General features: G+C 62.6%; 12 protein-coding genes and 1 pseudogene. 10 read left to right on the forward strand and 3 right to left on the reverse strand.

The window, feature by feature from the left end; all coding sequences use genetic code 11:
• Positions 1 to 64: 64 nt before the first annotated feature.
• Positions 65 to 265: pseudogene (locus tag FOM02_RS47100) on the reverse strand (hypothetical protein); the annotation flags it as partial.
• A 135-nt stretch (positions 266 to 400) separates the two neighbouring features.
• On the opposite strand from FOM02_RS47100, the gene surE reads away from it, so the two are divergent.
• On the forward strand, positions 401 to 1,174 hold the full coding sequence (surE, locus tag FOM02_RS11350) for a 5'/3'-nucleotidase SurE (protein ID WP_265441775.1): 774 nt from the start codon (positions 401 to 403) through the stop codon (positions 1,172 to 1,174).
• Positions 1,175 to 1,177: 3 nt separating this feature from the next.
• Here the strand turns inward: surE and FOM02_RS11355 are convergent, their stop codons facing one another.
• A complete protein-coding gene (locus FOM02_RS11355; protein ID WP_027559328.1) occupies positions 1,178 to 1,549 on the reverse strand; it encodes a response regulator in 372 nt (123 codons plus the stop codon).
• 241 nt (positions 1,550 to 1,790) lie between these two features.
• On the opposite strand from FOM02_RS11355, the gene FOM02_RS11360 reads away from it, so the two are divergent.
• The 7 genes from FOM02_RS11360 to FOM02_RS11390 all read left to right on the forward strand — a co-directional run bounded on the left by FOM02_RS11360 (position 1,791) and on the right by FOM02_RS11390 (position 11,279).
• Positions 1,791 to 2,441, forward strand: coding sequence for a protein-L-isoaspartate(D-aspartate) O-methyltransferase (locus FOM02_RS11360; protein ID WP_027559327.1), 651 nt, complete (start codon positions 1,791 to 1,793; stop codon positions 2,439 to 2,441).
• A 109-nt stretch (positions 2,442 to 2,550) separates the two neighbouring features.
• Positions 2,551 to 3,936 carry a LysM peptidoglycan-binding domain-containing M23 family metallopeptidase gene (locus tag FOM02_RS11365; protein WP_265441776.1) on the forward strand — a complete coding sequence of 462 codons (1,386 nt, stop codon included), beginning with the start codon at positions 2,551 to 2,553 and terminating at the stop codon, positions 3,934 to 3,936.
• A gap of 378 nt (positions 3,937 to 4,314) precedes the next feature.
• Positions 4,315 to 5,310, forward strand: coding sequence for a formylglycine-generating enzyme family protein (locus FOM02_RS11370; protein ID WP_027559325.1), 996 nt, complete (start codon positions 4,315 to 4,317; stop codon positions 5,308 to 5,310).
• A 15-nt stretch (positions 5,311 to 5,325) separates the two neighbouring features.
• Positions 5,326 to 7,104 carry an arylsulfatase gene (locus FOM02_RS11375; RefSeq protein WP_231164033.1) on the forward strand — a complete coding sequence of 593 codons (1,779 nt, stop codon included), beginning with the start codon at positions 5,326 to 5,328 and terminating at the stop codon, positions 7,102 to 7,104.
• Positions 7,105 to 7,282: 178 nt separating this feature from the next.
• On the forward strand, positions 7,283 to 8,320 hold the full coding sequence (locus FOM02_RS11380; RefSeq protein WP_092214142.1) for an HAD family hydrolase: 1,038 nt from the start codon (positions 7,283 to 7,285) through the stop codon (positions 8,318 to 8,320).
• Positions 8,321 to 8,680: 360 nt separating this feature from the next.
• Positions 8,681 to 10,111 (forward strand): outer membrane protein, encoded by a 1,431-nt coding sequence (locus FOM02_RS11385; RefSeq protein ID WP_027559322.1) that lies wholly within the window; start codon positions 8,681 to 8,683, stop codon positions 10,109 to 10,111.
• 82 nt (positions 10,112 to 10,193) lie between these two features.
• Entirely contained in the window at positions 10,194 to 11,279 is a 1,086-nt protein-coding gene (locus FOM02_RS11390; protein WP_084334322.1) for a SphA family protein, read from the forward strand.
• A 310-nt stretch (positions 11,280 to 11,589) separates the two neighbouring features.
• On the opposite strand, the gene FOM02_RS11395 is transcribed toward FOM02_RS11390, so the two are convergent.
• Complete coding sequence (locus FOM02_RS11395; protein ID WP_027559320.1) at positions 11,590 to 12,582, reverse strand: ATP-binding protein; 993 nt, start codon at positions 12,580 to 12,582, stop codon at positions 11,590 to 11,592.
• 182 nt (positions 12,583 to 12,764) lie between these two features.
• On the opposite strand from FOM02_RS11395, the gene yajC reads away from it, so the two are divergent.
• Both yajC and secD read left to right on the forward strand, forming a co-directional pair.
• Complete coding sequence (gene yajC, locus FOM02_RS11400; RefSeq protein ID WP_027559319.1) at positions 12,765 to 13,121, forward strand: preprotein translocase subunit YajC; 357 nt, start codon at positions 12,765 to 12,767, stop codon at positions 13,119 to 13,121.
• Positions 13,122 to 13,170: 49 nt separating this feature from the next.
• Complete coding sequence (secD, locus tag FOM02_RS11405) at positions 13,171 to 14,775, forward strand: protein translocase subunit SecD (RefSeq protein WP_027559318.1); 1,605 nt, start codon at positions 13,171 to 13,173, stop codon at positions 14,773 to 14,775.
• Positions 14,776 to 14,777 lie beyond the last annotated feature (2 nt).

A 14,777-nucleotide genomic window follows, 5' to 3' on the forward strand; every position in this document is an offset into this window, starting at 1 on the left:
CCCCGGCGAGGCGGGTGGCCTCGGCGCGGGCGCGGGCAGGGGTCCACTCCGGGTGGGTGCCGATGACGTGCCAGTCCCGCTTGCCGGTGCTCGGGTTGAGGTGCTGGTAATAATAAGTGAAGACGCCGTTCGGGGTGGTGCGCAAAGCGAACCCTTTCTGACCCTTAGGGCCGCCGTCGCTGTAGGTCTTGCGCGCGGCCCCGGCGACGAGGTGCTTCTCAGTAATAAAGACAGGCACGGAGTTTTCCCCATTTTTCGTCGCCATTGGGCCCGCCAATGGCGACAGTTGGCGATTAGCCCCGGCTAACGAAATGCTAGAAATGCGGGGGCGGATGGTGACAAATGGGACCGTTCGGGCTAACGAAAGTAAAGCTGTTCTCGTTTTTCTTTAGCGGTCTCAATGTCTTATCGTATCCTCTGCACCAATGACGACGGTATCCATGCCCCCGGCCTCAAGGTCGTGGAGGAGATCGCGCAGGCGCTGTCCGATGACGTCTGGGTCGTCGCGCCCGAGCTCGACCAGTCCGGGGTGTCGCATTCGCTATCGCTGAACGACCCCTTGCGCCTGCGCGAGGTCGGCCCGCGGCACTTCGCCGTGCGCGGCACGCCGACCGACTGCGTCATCATGGGCGCGCGGCATATCCTCGGCACCAAGCCGCCGGACCTTGTGCTGTCGGGCGTCAACAAGGGCCGTAACGTCGCCGAGGACGTGGTCTATTCCGGCACCATTGCCGGTGCGCTCGAAGGCACCATCCTGGGGCTGCCGTCATTCGCGCTGTCGCAGGAGTTCAGCGTCGAGACGCGCGAACGGCCGCCGTGGGACACCGCGCGCAAGTTCGGCCCGGACATCCTGCGCAAGGTGATCGCCGCCGGCATCCCCAAGGACACCGTCATCAACGTCAATTTCCCGTCCTGCGCGCCGGAGGATGTGCTGGGCATCCGCGTCACGCGCCAGGGCAAGCGCAATCTCGGCTTCCTCAGGATCGACGAGCGCAGGGACGGCCGCGGCAATCCCTATTTCTGGATCGGCTTCGAGCGCGCGGCGATGATGGACACGCCGGCGGACGGCACCGATCTCGCGGCACTTCGCGAGCGCTACGTCTCGGTCACCCCGCTCCGGCTCGACCGCACCAATGAGGCGTTTTCCGAAGCGCTGAGCGCGACGCTGAAATAGCGGCTAGCCGCCGCGAAGCGCGGCTTCGATGGTCTTGCCGAGCGCGTCGAGCTGGAACGGCTTCTGCAGCGCCGGGCGATCGCGGTACTGCTCGGGCAGGCCGGAGGAGCCGTAGCCGGTGGCGAAGATGAACGGGCAGCCCTTCGCCTTGATGAGGTCCGCGACCGGCGAGATGACCTTCCCGTTGACGTTGACGTCGAGAATGGCGATGTCGAACTCGGTCGCCTGGGCGAGCCGCATGGCTTCGGTGATATCGCCGGCCTCGGCGGCGACCTTGTAACCGAGCTCTTCGAGCATGTCCGCGACCATCATCCTGATCATCACCTCGTCCTCGACGAGGAATACAGAGCGGCCCGAAAGCCCTGTCGCAGTCATTGTCGTTCAGTCCTTGCCCATTTGCAGAAAACGTTCGCAGATAACGCGAATCGACGCAATGCGCGTTTCGGCGAACGGACGCCTGAAAATGGCCTTTGCGGTCAGGCCTATGCAAGCCAATTTGTGGTCAAATACTCCAGCAAAAAAGCTATCATGGGTTCCTGAGCAGGAACAAGATTCTTGGCGCGGGTCTTAGCAATGGGCGCGACGATCCGGACCTGACGAGACGATACAAATAGCGATGACCCCCAATCAGCACCCGCCGGAAAAGATGATGTTTCAGCTCACGCTGAGGCGTCGGGGCATCAGCGATCAGGCGGTGCTGCGGACCATGGAGGAGGTGCCGCGCGACGAGTTCGTCGATGAGGCCGATCGCGAGGGGGCCTATCGCGACAGCGCGCTGCCGATCGCCTGCGGGCAGACCATCAGCCAGCCCTTCGTCGTCGCCTACATGACCGAGCAGCTCCAGCTCCAGAAGCAGCACCGCGTGCTCGAGATCGGCGCCGGCTCCGGCTACCAGGCCGCGGTGCTGTCGCGGCTCGCAGGGCAGGTGCTGACGGTCGAGCGCTATCGCAGGCTTGCCGACACGGCGCGCGCCAGGCTCGAAAAGCTCGGCTGTCACAATGTCGAGGTGATGCTCGGCGACGGTCTCAACCTGCCGCCCAATATCGGCCCGTTCGATCGCATCATCGTCACCGCTGCGGTGGAGCAGCTTCCGGAGAATCTGGTCGAGCGGCTCGAGGTCGGCGGCATCCTGATCGCCCCGGTCGGCCCGCATCAGGGTGTGCAGACCCTGATCCGGCTGACCCGGACCGAAGCGGGGATCGAGCGCAGGGAACTCGTCGAGGTGCGCTTCGTGCCCGCGCTGCCGGGCGTGGCGCGGGAGCTGTAGAATTCCGGATCGGCTGTGCTGCCAACATCTTATTGGGAGGGTTAAGCCGTTATTTACTCGGCGGGTGTTTACTTAAAAGACCAGTTCTGTTGCGTACGAGTGAGTAACCATGTCTGTCGTCGCCGAGTTGCTTTACTCGCGCCGCGTGCCGCAGGTCGCGGTGCTGGCGCTGATTTCCTTCAGCTTCGCAGGGTGCAGCGCCGACATGTCGTCGCGGCTGTCCCAATCGAACTTCTCCAATCCCTTCTCGTCTGAGCAGACCGGTTCGGTGCAGCAGGCCCCGCCGCCGCAGCGTGAGCTGCCGCAATATGCGCGGCCTCAGACCCAGCCCGGCTACTACCAGTCGCAGCCTTTGCCGCCGCCGGCCGTGTCCGCACCGCAATCCTATCCCGTCACATCGGGTGGGGGCGTGTCCGGAGGCGGGCGGGGTGTCAGCTCCTATGCACCCCCGGCACAGCCCCACCTCGAGACCACCGCCACCGTGCCGCCGCGCTCGGTCGCGGCAGCCCAGCCGGCCGGCGGGACCAAGATCATCGTCGGCACCAGCGACACGCTCGACGTGCTCGCCAAGCGGTATCACGTCACGCCGCAGGCGATCCTCGCCGCCAACGGTTACAAGGGCCCGCGCGCGCTTTCGCCGGGTCAGCAGCTGATCATTCCGCATCCGGCCACGGCGGCTGCACCGGCGCCTGCTGCGGTCGCGGCGGCTCCGGCGAAGGCGCCTGCTGCCAAGCCCGTTGCGGCCGTCGCCGCGCCGCCGAGCATCCACTTCGTCAATCGCGGCGACACGCTCGCCAGCATCGCCCGCAAGAACCACATCTCGGCGACCGAGCTCGCCCGCGCCAACGGCCTCGAGCCGTCGGCCAAGCTCAAGCTCGGCACCAAGCTGAACGTGCCCGGCGCCAAGACCGTCGCGGTTGCCGCGCCGGTTGCTCCGGCCCCCGTCGCGGCTGCGCCGGTTGCGGGCACGCTCCAGCCCGTCGCGGCCGCTCCCGTTCCGGCGACCAAAATGGCGGCTGCCGCTCCCGTGCAGAGCGCGCGTCTGGCCCAGGCTACCAATGTCGAAGAGAAGCCCGTCGAGACGCCGGCGAAGGCTGCGGAAGCCACCGGCGCGCTGCCGACCTTCCGCTGGCCGGTGCGCGGCAAGGTGGTCACGACCTATGGCGCCAAGACTAACGGCAAATCCAATGACGGCATCAATCTCGCGGTGCCCGAGGGCACCCCGGTCAAGGCGGCTGAAGACGGCGTCGTTGCCTATTCCGGCAACGAGCTGAAAGGTTACGGCAATCTGGTCCTGGTTCGGCACTCCAACGGCTACGTCACCGCATATGCCCATGCGAGTGAGCTGTTGGTGAAGCGCGGTGACACCATCAAGCGCGGTCAGGTCATTGCCAAGTCGGGTCAATCCGGTGAGGTGGCGTCGCCGCAGCTCCACTTCGAGATCCGCAAGGGATCGAGCCCGGTTGACCCGCTTCAATTCCTGAACGGGGCGTGAGGCAAGGGCCCACGGAGTCGGGCGCGCAATCACCACAAATATGCTGTCATCGCCCGCCTTGTGCGCATTGCGCACTCGAGCGGGCGATCCACTATTCCAGAGGCGGCGGTCGCCAAGCCGAGATGCTGCCTCGAACCATGGCTCACTGAGTCTTTTGCGAGCGGAAAATCAAATTTCGAAAAACAACCCCATGCAAAGTAGCCGATGGCTGTCGGTGCGATCTTCTAGTGTTTTGAGTTTGCTTCGGTTTCGACGGCGCAGCGGAGAGTGCCAGCGTGAAAGACCCGATCCGGTACCCTTGATCTAGATCAACCTAGAAGAGTGGCGTTCCGTTTCCGTAGCGGCGCAGGCCAATGACGCACGGGTCCGGAGATTGGCATGAAGCTGGTTGATACGAAATCACCGCCTCACTCCGGACAATCGCTCCAGCATCCAGCAGATGAGGGAATGCTGTACGTGCCGGGCGGCACGTTTCGCATGGGTTCGGATCGGCACTATCCGGAGGAAGCGCCGGTCCACCGCGTCACCGTGGATGCGTTCTGGATGGATCGCCATCCAGTGACGAACCGGCAATTCAAGGCGTTCGCCAGAGCTACCGGCCACGTCACCGTTGCCGAGATCACGCCCGATCCAAAGGACTATCCCGGAATGCTCCCGCATATGATCTACGCGGGTTCGCTGATGTTCTCTCCGCCCGCGTATCCGGTCAGTCTCCAGGATTTCAGCCAGTGGTGGACCTTCGCCAAAGGCGCGGACTGGCGGCATCCCTACGGGCCGGGCAGCGACATTCGTGGGCTGGACGATCATCCCGTCGTGCATGTGGCGTTCAGCGACGTGATCGCCTACGCAAAATGGGCCGGCAAGGATTTGCCGACCGAGGCGGAATGGGAATTCGCGGCGCGCGGCGGGCTGGATGGCGCCGAGTTCGCATGGGGAAATGAATTTGCGCCCGAGGGCCGTCACATGGCCAACACCTGGCAGGGCGAATTTCCACGCCAAAATACCGGCGACGATGGGTACGAACGGACATCGCCGGTCACCGCATTTCCGCCGAACGGATACGGGCTGCACGATATGATCGGCAACGTCTGGGAGTGGACGTCCGACTGGTACTCGCCTCGGCATGAGGCCGACGCTGCAAAAGCCTGCTGCATTCCAGAGAACCCGCGCGGCGGCCGCGAGGCCGACAGCTACGACCCCAGAACGACCAACGTCAAGATTCCACGCAAGGTCATCAAAGGCGGCTCGCATTTGTGCGCGCCGAACTACTGCCGGCGCTACCGGCCGGCTGCGCGGCATGCCGAGCCGGTCGACACATCCACAAGTCATCTTGGATTTCGGTGCATCAGGCGAGGTGTCTCTAACGCATCATAACGGGAGAGCAATGCCATGTTGAATTGCATATTCAATGACAAGCTTTCGGTTGCAACGCCGGGCAAGACGCGGAGCTGGATCAAGCGGTCCTGTCTAGCGCTGCTCAGTGCGACAATAATGATACCGTCGCAGGAATTGGTCAGCACTCCGGCAGCCGCCCAGCAGCCGGCGCAAAAGCCCAACATCCTCTTCATCATGGGTGATGACATCGGCCTGTATCAGCCGAGCATCTACCATCGCGGCCTGATGGTCGGCGAGACGCCCAACATCGATCGCATCGGCAACGAAGGAGCGATCTTCACGCATTACTATGCCGAGCAGAGCTGCACCGCGGGCCGCAATGCCTTCTTCACCGGCATGCATCCGCTGCGAACGGGAATGATTCCTCCGCAATTGCCCGGCAGCCCGTCCTATTTGCGGCCCGGCACCCCGGCGCTCGCCAAGTTCTTGCTCGATCTCGGCTACAACACCGGCGAATTCGGCAAGAACCATCTCGGCGATCACACCGACGCACTGCCAACCGCGCACGGCTTCCAGGAATACTGGGGCTACCTGTATCACCTCGATGCTATGCAGGGCGTGAGTTTCCCTGACATCAACAAGTCCCCCACCCAGCAGACGGTTGCTCCGCCATGCAAGAATACGCCGATCCCCGGCATCCCGGAGGTACCGGGCGCGGTCGATCCGAAAACGGCGGTTTGCCTGACGCCTCCGCGCAACATCCTGTCGTGCAAGTCCGATGGTACGGGCAGGACTCAGCAGTGCGTCGACCAGGGCCCGCTGACGCTCGAGCGATCGAAGGGTGTCGATGAGGAAATCTCGGCCAAGGTCATCGACTTCCTCGATCGCAATGATCCGAAGACGACAGGCAAGCCTTTCTTCGTCTGGTACAACCCAGCGCGCATGCACATCACGACCGTGCTGAATGACAAGTACGCGGCCATGGTCGGCGAGCCCGGTGGCAAGGACTGGGGCCTCAACGAGGCCGGCATGAAGCAGCTGGATGACAACGTCGGCTATGTGCTGAAGAAGCTCCAGGACATGGGACAACTCGACAACACGATCGTCGTGTTCACGACCGACAACGGTGCCGAAACCATCACCTTTCCGGACGGCGGCACCACGCCGTTCAAGGGCGGCAAGCTGAGCACCTGGGAAGGCGGCATGCGCGCACCGGCGCTCGTTCGCTGGCCGGGGGTCATCAAGCCCGGTACCATCAAGAACGACATCTTCGCGTCACTCGACTGGCTGCCGACGTTTGTCAGCATCGCGGGCGGCGCAAAGGGAGACGAGTTGAAGAAGCGCATCGAGGCCGGCCAATATCCCGGCATCGTCAAGACGACGCTCGATGGCGTCGATCAGGCCGAGTACCTTTCCGGACGTTCGGAAAAGTCGGCGCGCGATACCTTCTTCTACTATTCGGGCAAGGATCCGTCGGCGGTGCGCTACAAGAACTGGAAGATCTACTTCACGATGGTGTCCGACGCGCCGCAGGGCTTTATTGCCGGAGCGCTTCCTTATCACTGGGCCCAGGTCGTCAATATCAAGCGAGACCCGTTCGAGACCTCCATTGGTGCACAATACAAGACACTCATGGGCCTGGGCGGCGTCATCGGCTCCCCTTCTACAGCCTACGTCTATGACTGGAACATGCTGCCCATCGGCCAGGCGCTCTGGCTGAAGGAACTGGAGAGCTATATTCCGTACCCGCCGCTCCAGGACCCGGCGAGCTACAACCTCGAGCAGGTGCTGCAACAGGTCAAGCAGGCCAAAATCGCCGGTCGCAGCGACTAGTGGATCAGTATGAATGGCGGGCGTCGCTTTCGGCGCTCGCCAATCCACTGCGGTCCGAATCCAACTGCTCGCGAAGCAGCATATCGGCAAGCGTGCGACGAACAGCAGCGCTACGCCAGCCTCGCACGCACCTTCAATGTTGGCCGGTGGGGACCGCACAATCGAAAACGGATCGACAATGAAACAGATCATGCGATTTCCACGCCTTGACCGTCGCGCGCTGCTCTCGTCTCTGGCGATGCTTCCGTTTCTATCTGCCGCTCTACGTTCCACGTCGGCCATGGCCCAGACGCAAGCCGGACCTCTGCCATCTTGGAATGACGGCCCGACGAAAGCTTCGATCGTCGACTTCGTCGCACGGATCACGGAGAGTGGCGGGCCCTATTTCGTACCGCCCGATCAACGCATCGCGACCTTCGACAACGATGGGACGCTTTGGATCGAGCAGCCGATGTATGTGCAGCTCGCTTTTGCGCTGGATCGCGTGAAGGTTCTTGCGCCCATGCATCCGGAATGGAAGGAAAAGCAGCCCTTCGCGGCCGTGCTGAACGGCGACCTGAAGGCGCTCGCAGCTTTCGGAGAAAAGGGCGTGGCCGAGCTGGTGGCGGTGACTCACGCCGGCATGACGACAGCGGAGTTTGAGAAGATCGTCACAGAGTGGCTTGCGACCGCGCGTGATGGTCGCTTCAAACGCCCCTACACCGAACTCGTTTATCACCCTATGCTCGAATTGCTCGCTTACCTCCGCACCAACGGCTTCAAGACCTTCATCGTGTCAGGTGGCGGCATCGAATTCATGCGGCCATGGACCGAGACGACTTATGGAGTGCCTCCCGAGCAGGTCGTCGGATCGTCAATCAAGACTCGCTATGAAATGCGCGACAGCACGCCGGTTCTATTTCGCTTGCCCGAGGTCGATTTCATCGACGACAAGGCCGGCAAGCCGATCGGGATCAATAGCCACATTGGCCGGCGTCCGATCGCCGCCTTCGGGAACTCCGATGGCGACCTCGAAATGCTGCAATGGGCGACGCTCGGTACCAGCGGCGCGCGGTTCGGCCTGATCGTCCACCATACCGACGCGGAACGTGAATATGCCTACGATCGCCAATCACATTTCGGCAAGCTCGATGTCGCTCTCGATGCTGCAGCGCTGAACAGGTGGACCGTTGTGGACATGAAGAAGGACTGGAAGAGGATCTTTTCGTTTGACTAGAGGCGAGATCGTAAGGCTCCTGGCCGCGCGAATGTGCGAATCAACCATCAAGCTAAATGCACGCTATTGGGCAGAGCACGCCAACTAAGTTTCGGGTTGTGGCCAATTCACAACGGACATCGGGCCTGGAACATGGCCGACGCACCCGTCGCTTCCGGTCTACCCCATAAGCGGACAATTCTGAGCCGGTTGGTCTGTCTCAAACGGGCCAAAAGCGGCCTCGTGTGCGGTAAGCACCCAGCCGATCGACATTCTCGCCGGGTGTGTCCCGTAAGAGACAGTCAAAAATAACTAGTTGTAGTTGAATGAGGACGCGACGGGAAATTCTGGCAATATCGTTACCCCATATGGGAGCGTGCCATGAAGTCGTTCCTTGCGGCTCTGCTTGCTATCTTGGTGAGCGTCACTGCGCGTGCTGCGGATATGCCGGTGAAGGCTCCGGCCGCTCTTCCGCCGCCATACAATTGGTCAGGGTTTTATCTTGGCGCAAATGTCGGTGGGGCCTGGACCAGCGGCAGCCTGAACATTCCAGGCAACAATTTATATGGCGGGCTGACGGAATTCATCGGTGGCGTTCAGGCCGGCTACAATTTCCAGGCCGGCCATCTTTTGTTTGGCGTGGAAGGTGATTTCGATGGGGCGACATTTGGTCATCCCGTGCTTCCGACTCCTACGCTCGGCTCGGTGAGCCAGAACTGGATCGGAACGGTGGCAGGCCGCGTCGGGCTCGTGGAAGACCGCTGGCTTTTTTACACCAAGCTTGGCGGTGGCTGGGTGCGCAGCAATGCCTCGTTGAACTTCCCCGGCGTCGCTTGGCAGGGGTCCAACACCAGCTCTGGCTGGCTGGCTGGCGTCGGTATCGAGTACGGCTTCAAGGCGAATTGGACGCTCAAACTCGAATACGATTACATTGGGCTGGGACAATGGACTTCGCCCACCGTCCCGTCCATCCCGCTGAACCGCGACCTTCAGATGGTCAAGCTTGGTGCGAACTACAAATTCGAGAGCGGGCTTCCCGATACGGTCGCGCCGGCAAGAACCGCGCATTCTGCCGAGCACTCCGAAGATGAAGACCTAGCCAAGAAATCACAGAATCCTATCGCCGATCTCGTCAGCGTTCCGTTCCAAAGCAATACGAATTTCAACGCCGGGCCGTTCAATCGCACCCAGGAAGTCCTCAACATTCAGCCAGTCATACCGCTGCGCATCAACGCGGACTGGAATGTGATCTCGCGCACCATCATGCCCGTGATCAGTCAACCTAGTCCGTTTTTTAACAACAACACGAATGGAATTGGCGACATTACCCAGCAGTTCTTTTTCACCCCCACCCATCCAGGCACTCTGATCTGGGGCGTCGGTCCCGTCTTCACGGTTCCGTCCGCGAGCGATCCGATTCTCGGAACCGGTAAGGTGTTGTTCGGTCCGACCGCCGTTGCCCTCGTGACGCCCGGACACTGGGTGATCGGCGTGCTGGTCAACAATCAGTGGTCAGTTGGCGGCAATCCATTGCGGCCGCCCGTAAACGCATTTCTCGCGCAGCCGTTCGTCAACTACAACATGGCGCACGGGTGGTACCTGACAAGCTCACCTGTGATCACCGCGAACTGGCTGGCGGCCCCCGGTCAGCAGTGGACCGTACCGATCGGTGGCGGTTTCGGCCGAATCTTCAAGATCGGCGACCAGCCAGTGAGTGCAAATATAGCCGGCTATTACAACGTCGTTCGTCCAACCGGCACGCCGAGTTGGCAGTTGCGGGCCGAATTGTCACTGCTCTTCCCCGAGAGGTGAGAGGTGCTTGCTTCGAGATTGGGAGATTTCTGGTCACGCAATCCGGCTCCGTTGCAGACCGTGAAAGGATGGGAGATCCGCGATGAAGAGCAAGAAATTGACACCAAGGACTGGTTTCGTTTGTCGGCTGGGCGCGGCGGCAATTGCCACCTTACTCGCGCTCCCCAATGATGCGGCGCGAGCCGATGAAGGCGGTGTCAGCTTCTGGATACCCGGCTTCTTTGGCAGCCTCGCCGCCGCCCCCGCGCAGGCGCCCGGCTGGTCGGTGACCTCGATTTATTATCATACCTCGGTTTCCGCCGGCGGCGACGTGGCGCGGGCACGGGAGATCACGATCGGTCGCATTCCCGCGAATCTGAACGTCAACGTGAATGCGAACGTCAAGGCGAATGTGGATCTTGGCCTTTTAGTCGGGACCTACACCTTTGCGACACCGGTGCTGGGCGCGCAGGCGCAGGCCTCCCTGCTGGGTGTCTACGGCTCCAACTCGACGTCGTTGGCGGGATCACTGGTGGGGACAGTGACGGGACCAGGAGGCGGAGTATTGCCATTCTCGCGCTTCGACAGCATCGACAGCTCGATCACTGCATTTGGCGATCTGCTTCCGATGTTCCAGCTGAAATGGAACGCCGGTGTTCACAACTACATGACCTACATCACCGGGGACATCCCGGTTGGGGCCTATCAGTCGGATCGTCTTGCAAATTTAGGGCTCGGGCATTGGGCAATCGACGCTGGAGGTGGCTATACTTATTTCAATCCAAAGACCGGGCACGAGTTTTCAGGGGTGCTGGGATTTACATACAACTTCGTCAACCCCTCCACTCAATATCAAAGCGGCGTCGACATGCACTTCGACTGGGGCGCGTCGCAATTCCTGACCAAGCAGTGGCAGGTCGGCCTCGTGGGTTACGCCTATCAGCAGCTCGGCTGCGACAGCGGCTCCGGCGATCGCGTCGGCTGTTTCCGGTCGCGAGTGCTCGGCGCTGGACCGCAGGTCGGCTACATTTTCCCGGTCGGAGACATGCAGGGATATCTGAACCTGAAGGCCTACGGCGAATTCGCCAATGAAAATCGGCCAGCGGGCTGGAACGTCTGGCTGACGTTCAATCTTTCGCCCCCGGCGGCAACGCCGCCGACACCCTCGAGGCACATTATTACTAAGTAGGATCATGCCCCTACGGCAAATCGCGCCTCTTCTACGCGATTTCGTCCGCCGCGCCGGAAAGCACCGTTGCGCCGACCCGGCACAGGGTGATGAAGTAAGGGGATCAACCGGAGAAGGGAGCTCTGCGCGCGACCCGCGCAAGCGCGCTCGCGGGTGAGGGCACGCGCCTGCTCAACATCAATGTTGAAGCGCAGTGTACAAACTCGGCCCCCCAGGTCCCTAAACGCGCCAGAGGCGGGTTTGATACGTACGCGTCCTTGATTCCCCGTCTTCGGGGAAAGACAGCCGCAACCGGGGTGCGATCCGACCGCTACGTCGCCGTCAGCTTCACACCCAGCCGTCCTGCAAGCTCCTGCACGAACTGCCAGGCGACGCGGCCAGAGCGCGAGCCGCGCGTGGTCGACCATTCCAGCGCCTCGCGCTCGAGCGCCTCGTCGTCGACCTTGATGCCGAAATGGCTGCAATAGCCGCGCACCATGGCGAGATATTCGTCCTGGCTGCAGCGATGGAAGCCGAGCCACAGGCCGAAGCGGTCCGACAGCGAGACCTTCTCCTCGACTGCTTCGCCGGGATTGATCGCGGTCGAGCGCTCGTTCTCGATCATGTCACGCGCCAGTAGGTGGCGGCGATTGGAAGTGGCGTAGAGGATGACGTTCTCGGGCCGGCCCTCGATGCCGCCTTCGAGCACGGCCTTGAGCGACTTGTAGGACGCGTCATTGCCGTCGAAGGAGAGGTCATCGATGAACACGATGAAGCGGAAGCTGGCGTCGCGGAGCTTCTCCATCAGCATCGGCAGCGTTTCGATATCCTCGCGATGGATCTCGATCAGCTTCAGCTTGTCTGCCGGCTTGCGGTCCGCATTGATGCTGGCATGCGCGGCCTTCACCAGCGACGACTTGCCCATGCCGCGCGCGCCCCAGAGCAGGGCGTTGTTGGCGGGCAAGCCGTTGGCGAAACGCTCGGTGTTCTCCATCAGGATGTCCCGCATCCGGTCGACGCCCTTGAGCAGGAACAGCTCGACGCGGCTGACCCGCGGCACCGGCGCGAGGCGGCCATCGGGGTGCCAGACATAGGCGTCCGCCCGGTCGAACGAGGCGGGTTCAGCGATCGGCTTGCCCTGGGCGGCAAGGTGTGCCGCGATCGTCTCCAGCGCGCGGACGACACGTTCCTGGTTAAGGTCTGAGGCTGCTGTGGCGGCTGCCTTGACGGCCCCCTTGGGGCGATTTGCCGCGAGGCGGGCAGGCTTCTTGGCAGGGGTACGGGGGCCTTTGCCGGCCGGGCTTTTGCTTGGTTTTTTGGGCATGTCCGAAGTTCCTGAGAACGCAGCCTTATCGGGCCTGACGGCGCGCCGCAAGGTGGCCAAATCGACGGTCTGGCAGCGTTGCAATTGGGGCGGTGGCCGCTATAGTCCGCGCGAATTTGACCGAACCGGTCGCCTTTGAGGGCCTGACCGGCTGTCCCCCGTTCTCACGAGGATCGTCCGAAATGTTGATTACCCCTGCGTATGCCCAGGCTGCGGGCGCCGGTGACACCAACAGCATGTTGATGTCGCTGCTGCCGTTCGCCCTGATCTTCGTGATCATGTACTTCCTGATTCTGCGTCCGCAGCAGAAGAAGGTCCGCGACCATGCCGACCTCGTGAAGAACATCCGCCGCGGCGACACCGTCGTGACCTCGGGCGGCCTCGTCGGAAAGGTCACCAAGGTCGTCGATGACGACCAGATCGAATTCGAGATCTCCGATGGCGTGCGCGTGCGGCAGATGCGCCAGATGATCTCCGGCGTGCGCGCCAAGGGCGAGCCGGCCAAGGAAAGCGCGAAGGACGACACCGCGGCCAAGTGAGCGCTTTGCCGCGAGCATCTCAAGTCTCCTGATCTGACAGGTCCAGTCGATGTTGTATTTCACGCGGTGGAAGGCGCTCGGGATTATCCTGACGGCGCTGATCGTGTGCCTCTGCGCGGTCCCGAACTTCTTTCCCGAAGCGCAGGTCAAGACCTGGCCGGCCTGGGCGCAGCGCCGGCTCGTGCTCGGCCTCGACCTCCAGGGCGGCTCCTATCTGCTGCTCGAGGTCGATTCTGCCTATGTGAAGAAGGAGCGGCTCGATCAGATCCGTGACGACGTGCGCCGGACGCTGCGCGATGCCAAGATCGGCTTCACCGGCGGCGTCACCGTACGCAACGACGCGGCCGAGGTGCGTATCACCAAGGAGACCGACGTGCAGCCGGCGCTCGCCAAGCTGCGCGAGCTGTCCCAGCCGCTGGGCGGTCTGATGGGATCGAGCGGTCAGCGCGACCTCGAGGTGACCGATGCCGGCGGCGGCGTGATCCGCCTGACCATCCCGCAGGCCGCGATGCTCGACCGCATGCGCAAGACCATCGAGCAGTCGATCCAGATCGTCGAGCGCCGCGTCAACGAGCTCGGCACCGTCGAGCCCGTGATCCAGCGCCAGGGCAACGACCGCATCCTGGTGCAGGTCCCCGGCCTTCAGGACCCGACCCGTCTGAAGGAATTGCTGGGCAAGACCGCGAAGATGGAATTCCGCATGGTCGATACCTCCGTGCCGCCGGATCAGGCGCAGCAGGGCAGGTTGCCGCCGGAATCCGAGCTGTTGATGAGTGCCTCACCGCCGCCGACGCCTTACGTGGTCAAGAAGCAGGTGCTGGTTGCCGGCGGTGACCTGACCGACGCCCAGGCGAGCTTCGACCAGCGCACCGGCGAACCGGTCGTCAGCTTCAAGTTCAACACGTCGGGGGCGCGCAAATTCGCGCAGGCGACGCAGGAAAACGTTGGGCTGCCCTTCGCGATCGTGCTCGACAACAAGGTGATCTCGGCGCCCGTGATCCGCGAGCCCATCACCGGCGGCCAGGGCCAGATCTCCGGCAGCTTCACCGTGCAATCGGCCAACGATCTCGCCATCCTGCTGCGCGCCGGCGCGCTGCCGGCGCCGCTGACCGTAGTCGAGGAGCGCACCGTCGGCCCGGGCCTCGGCCAGGACTCGATCGAGAAGGGTGAGCTTGCGGCTTACGTCGGCTCGATCCTCGTGATCGTGTTCATGCTGCTGACCTACCGGCTGTTCGGCGTGTTCGCCAACATCGCGGTGACCATCAACGTCGCCATGATCTTCGGCCTGCTGTCGCTGCTCAACGCCACGCTGACGCTGCCCGGCATCGCCGGCATCGTGCTCACCGTGGGCATCGCGGTGGACTCCAACGTGCTGATCTATGAGCGCATCCGCGAGGAGCTGCGCGGCGGCCGCAACGCGATCTCGGCGATCGACGCCGGGTTCAAGCGCGCGCTCGCAACCATCCTCGATTCCAACATCACCACCTTCATTGCTGCCGCGGTGCTGTTCTACATCGGCACCGGCCCGGTGCGCGGCTTCGCCGTGACGCTCGGCATCGGCATCATCACCACGGTGTTCACCGCCTTCACCCTGACCCGGCTGATCGTCGCTTGGTGGGTGCGGTGGAAGCGGCCGCAGAGCGTGCCGATCTAGGA

The organism is Bradyrhizobium sp. SEMIA (assembly GCF_014844175.1).
In the GTDB taxonomy this organism is placed as follows: Bacteria; Pseudomonadota; Alphaproteobacteria; order Rhizobiales; family Xanthobacteraceae; genus Bradyrhizobium; species Bradyrhizobium arachidis.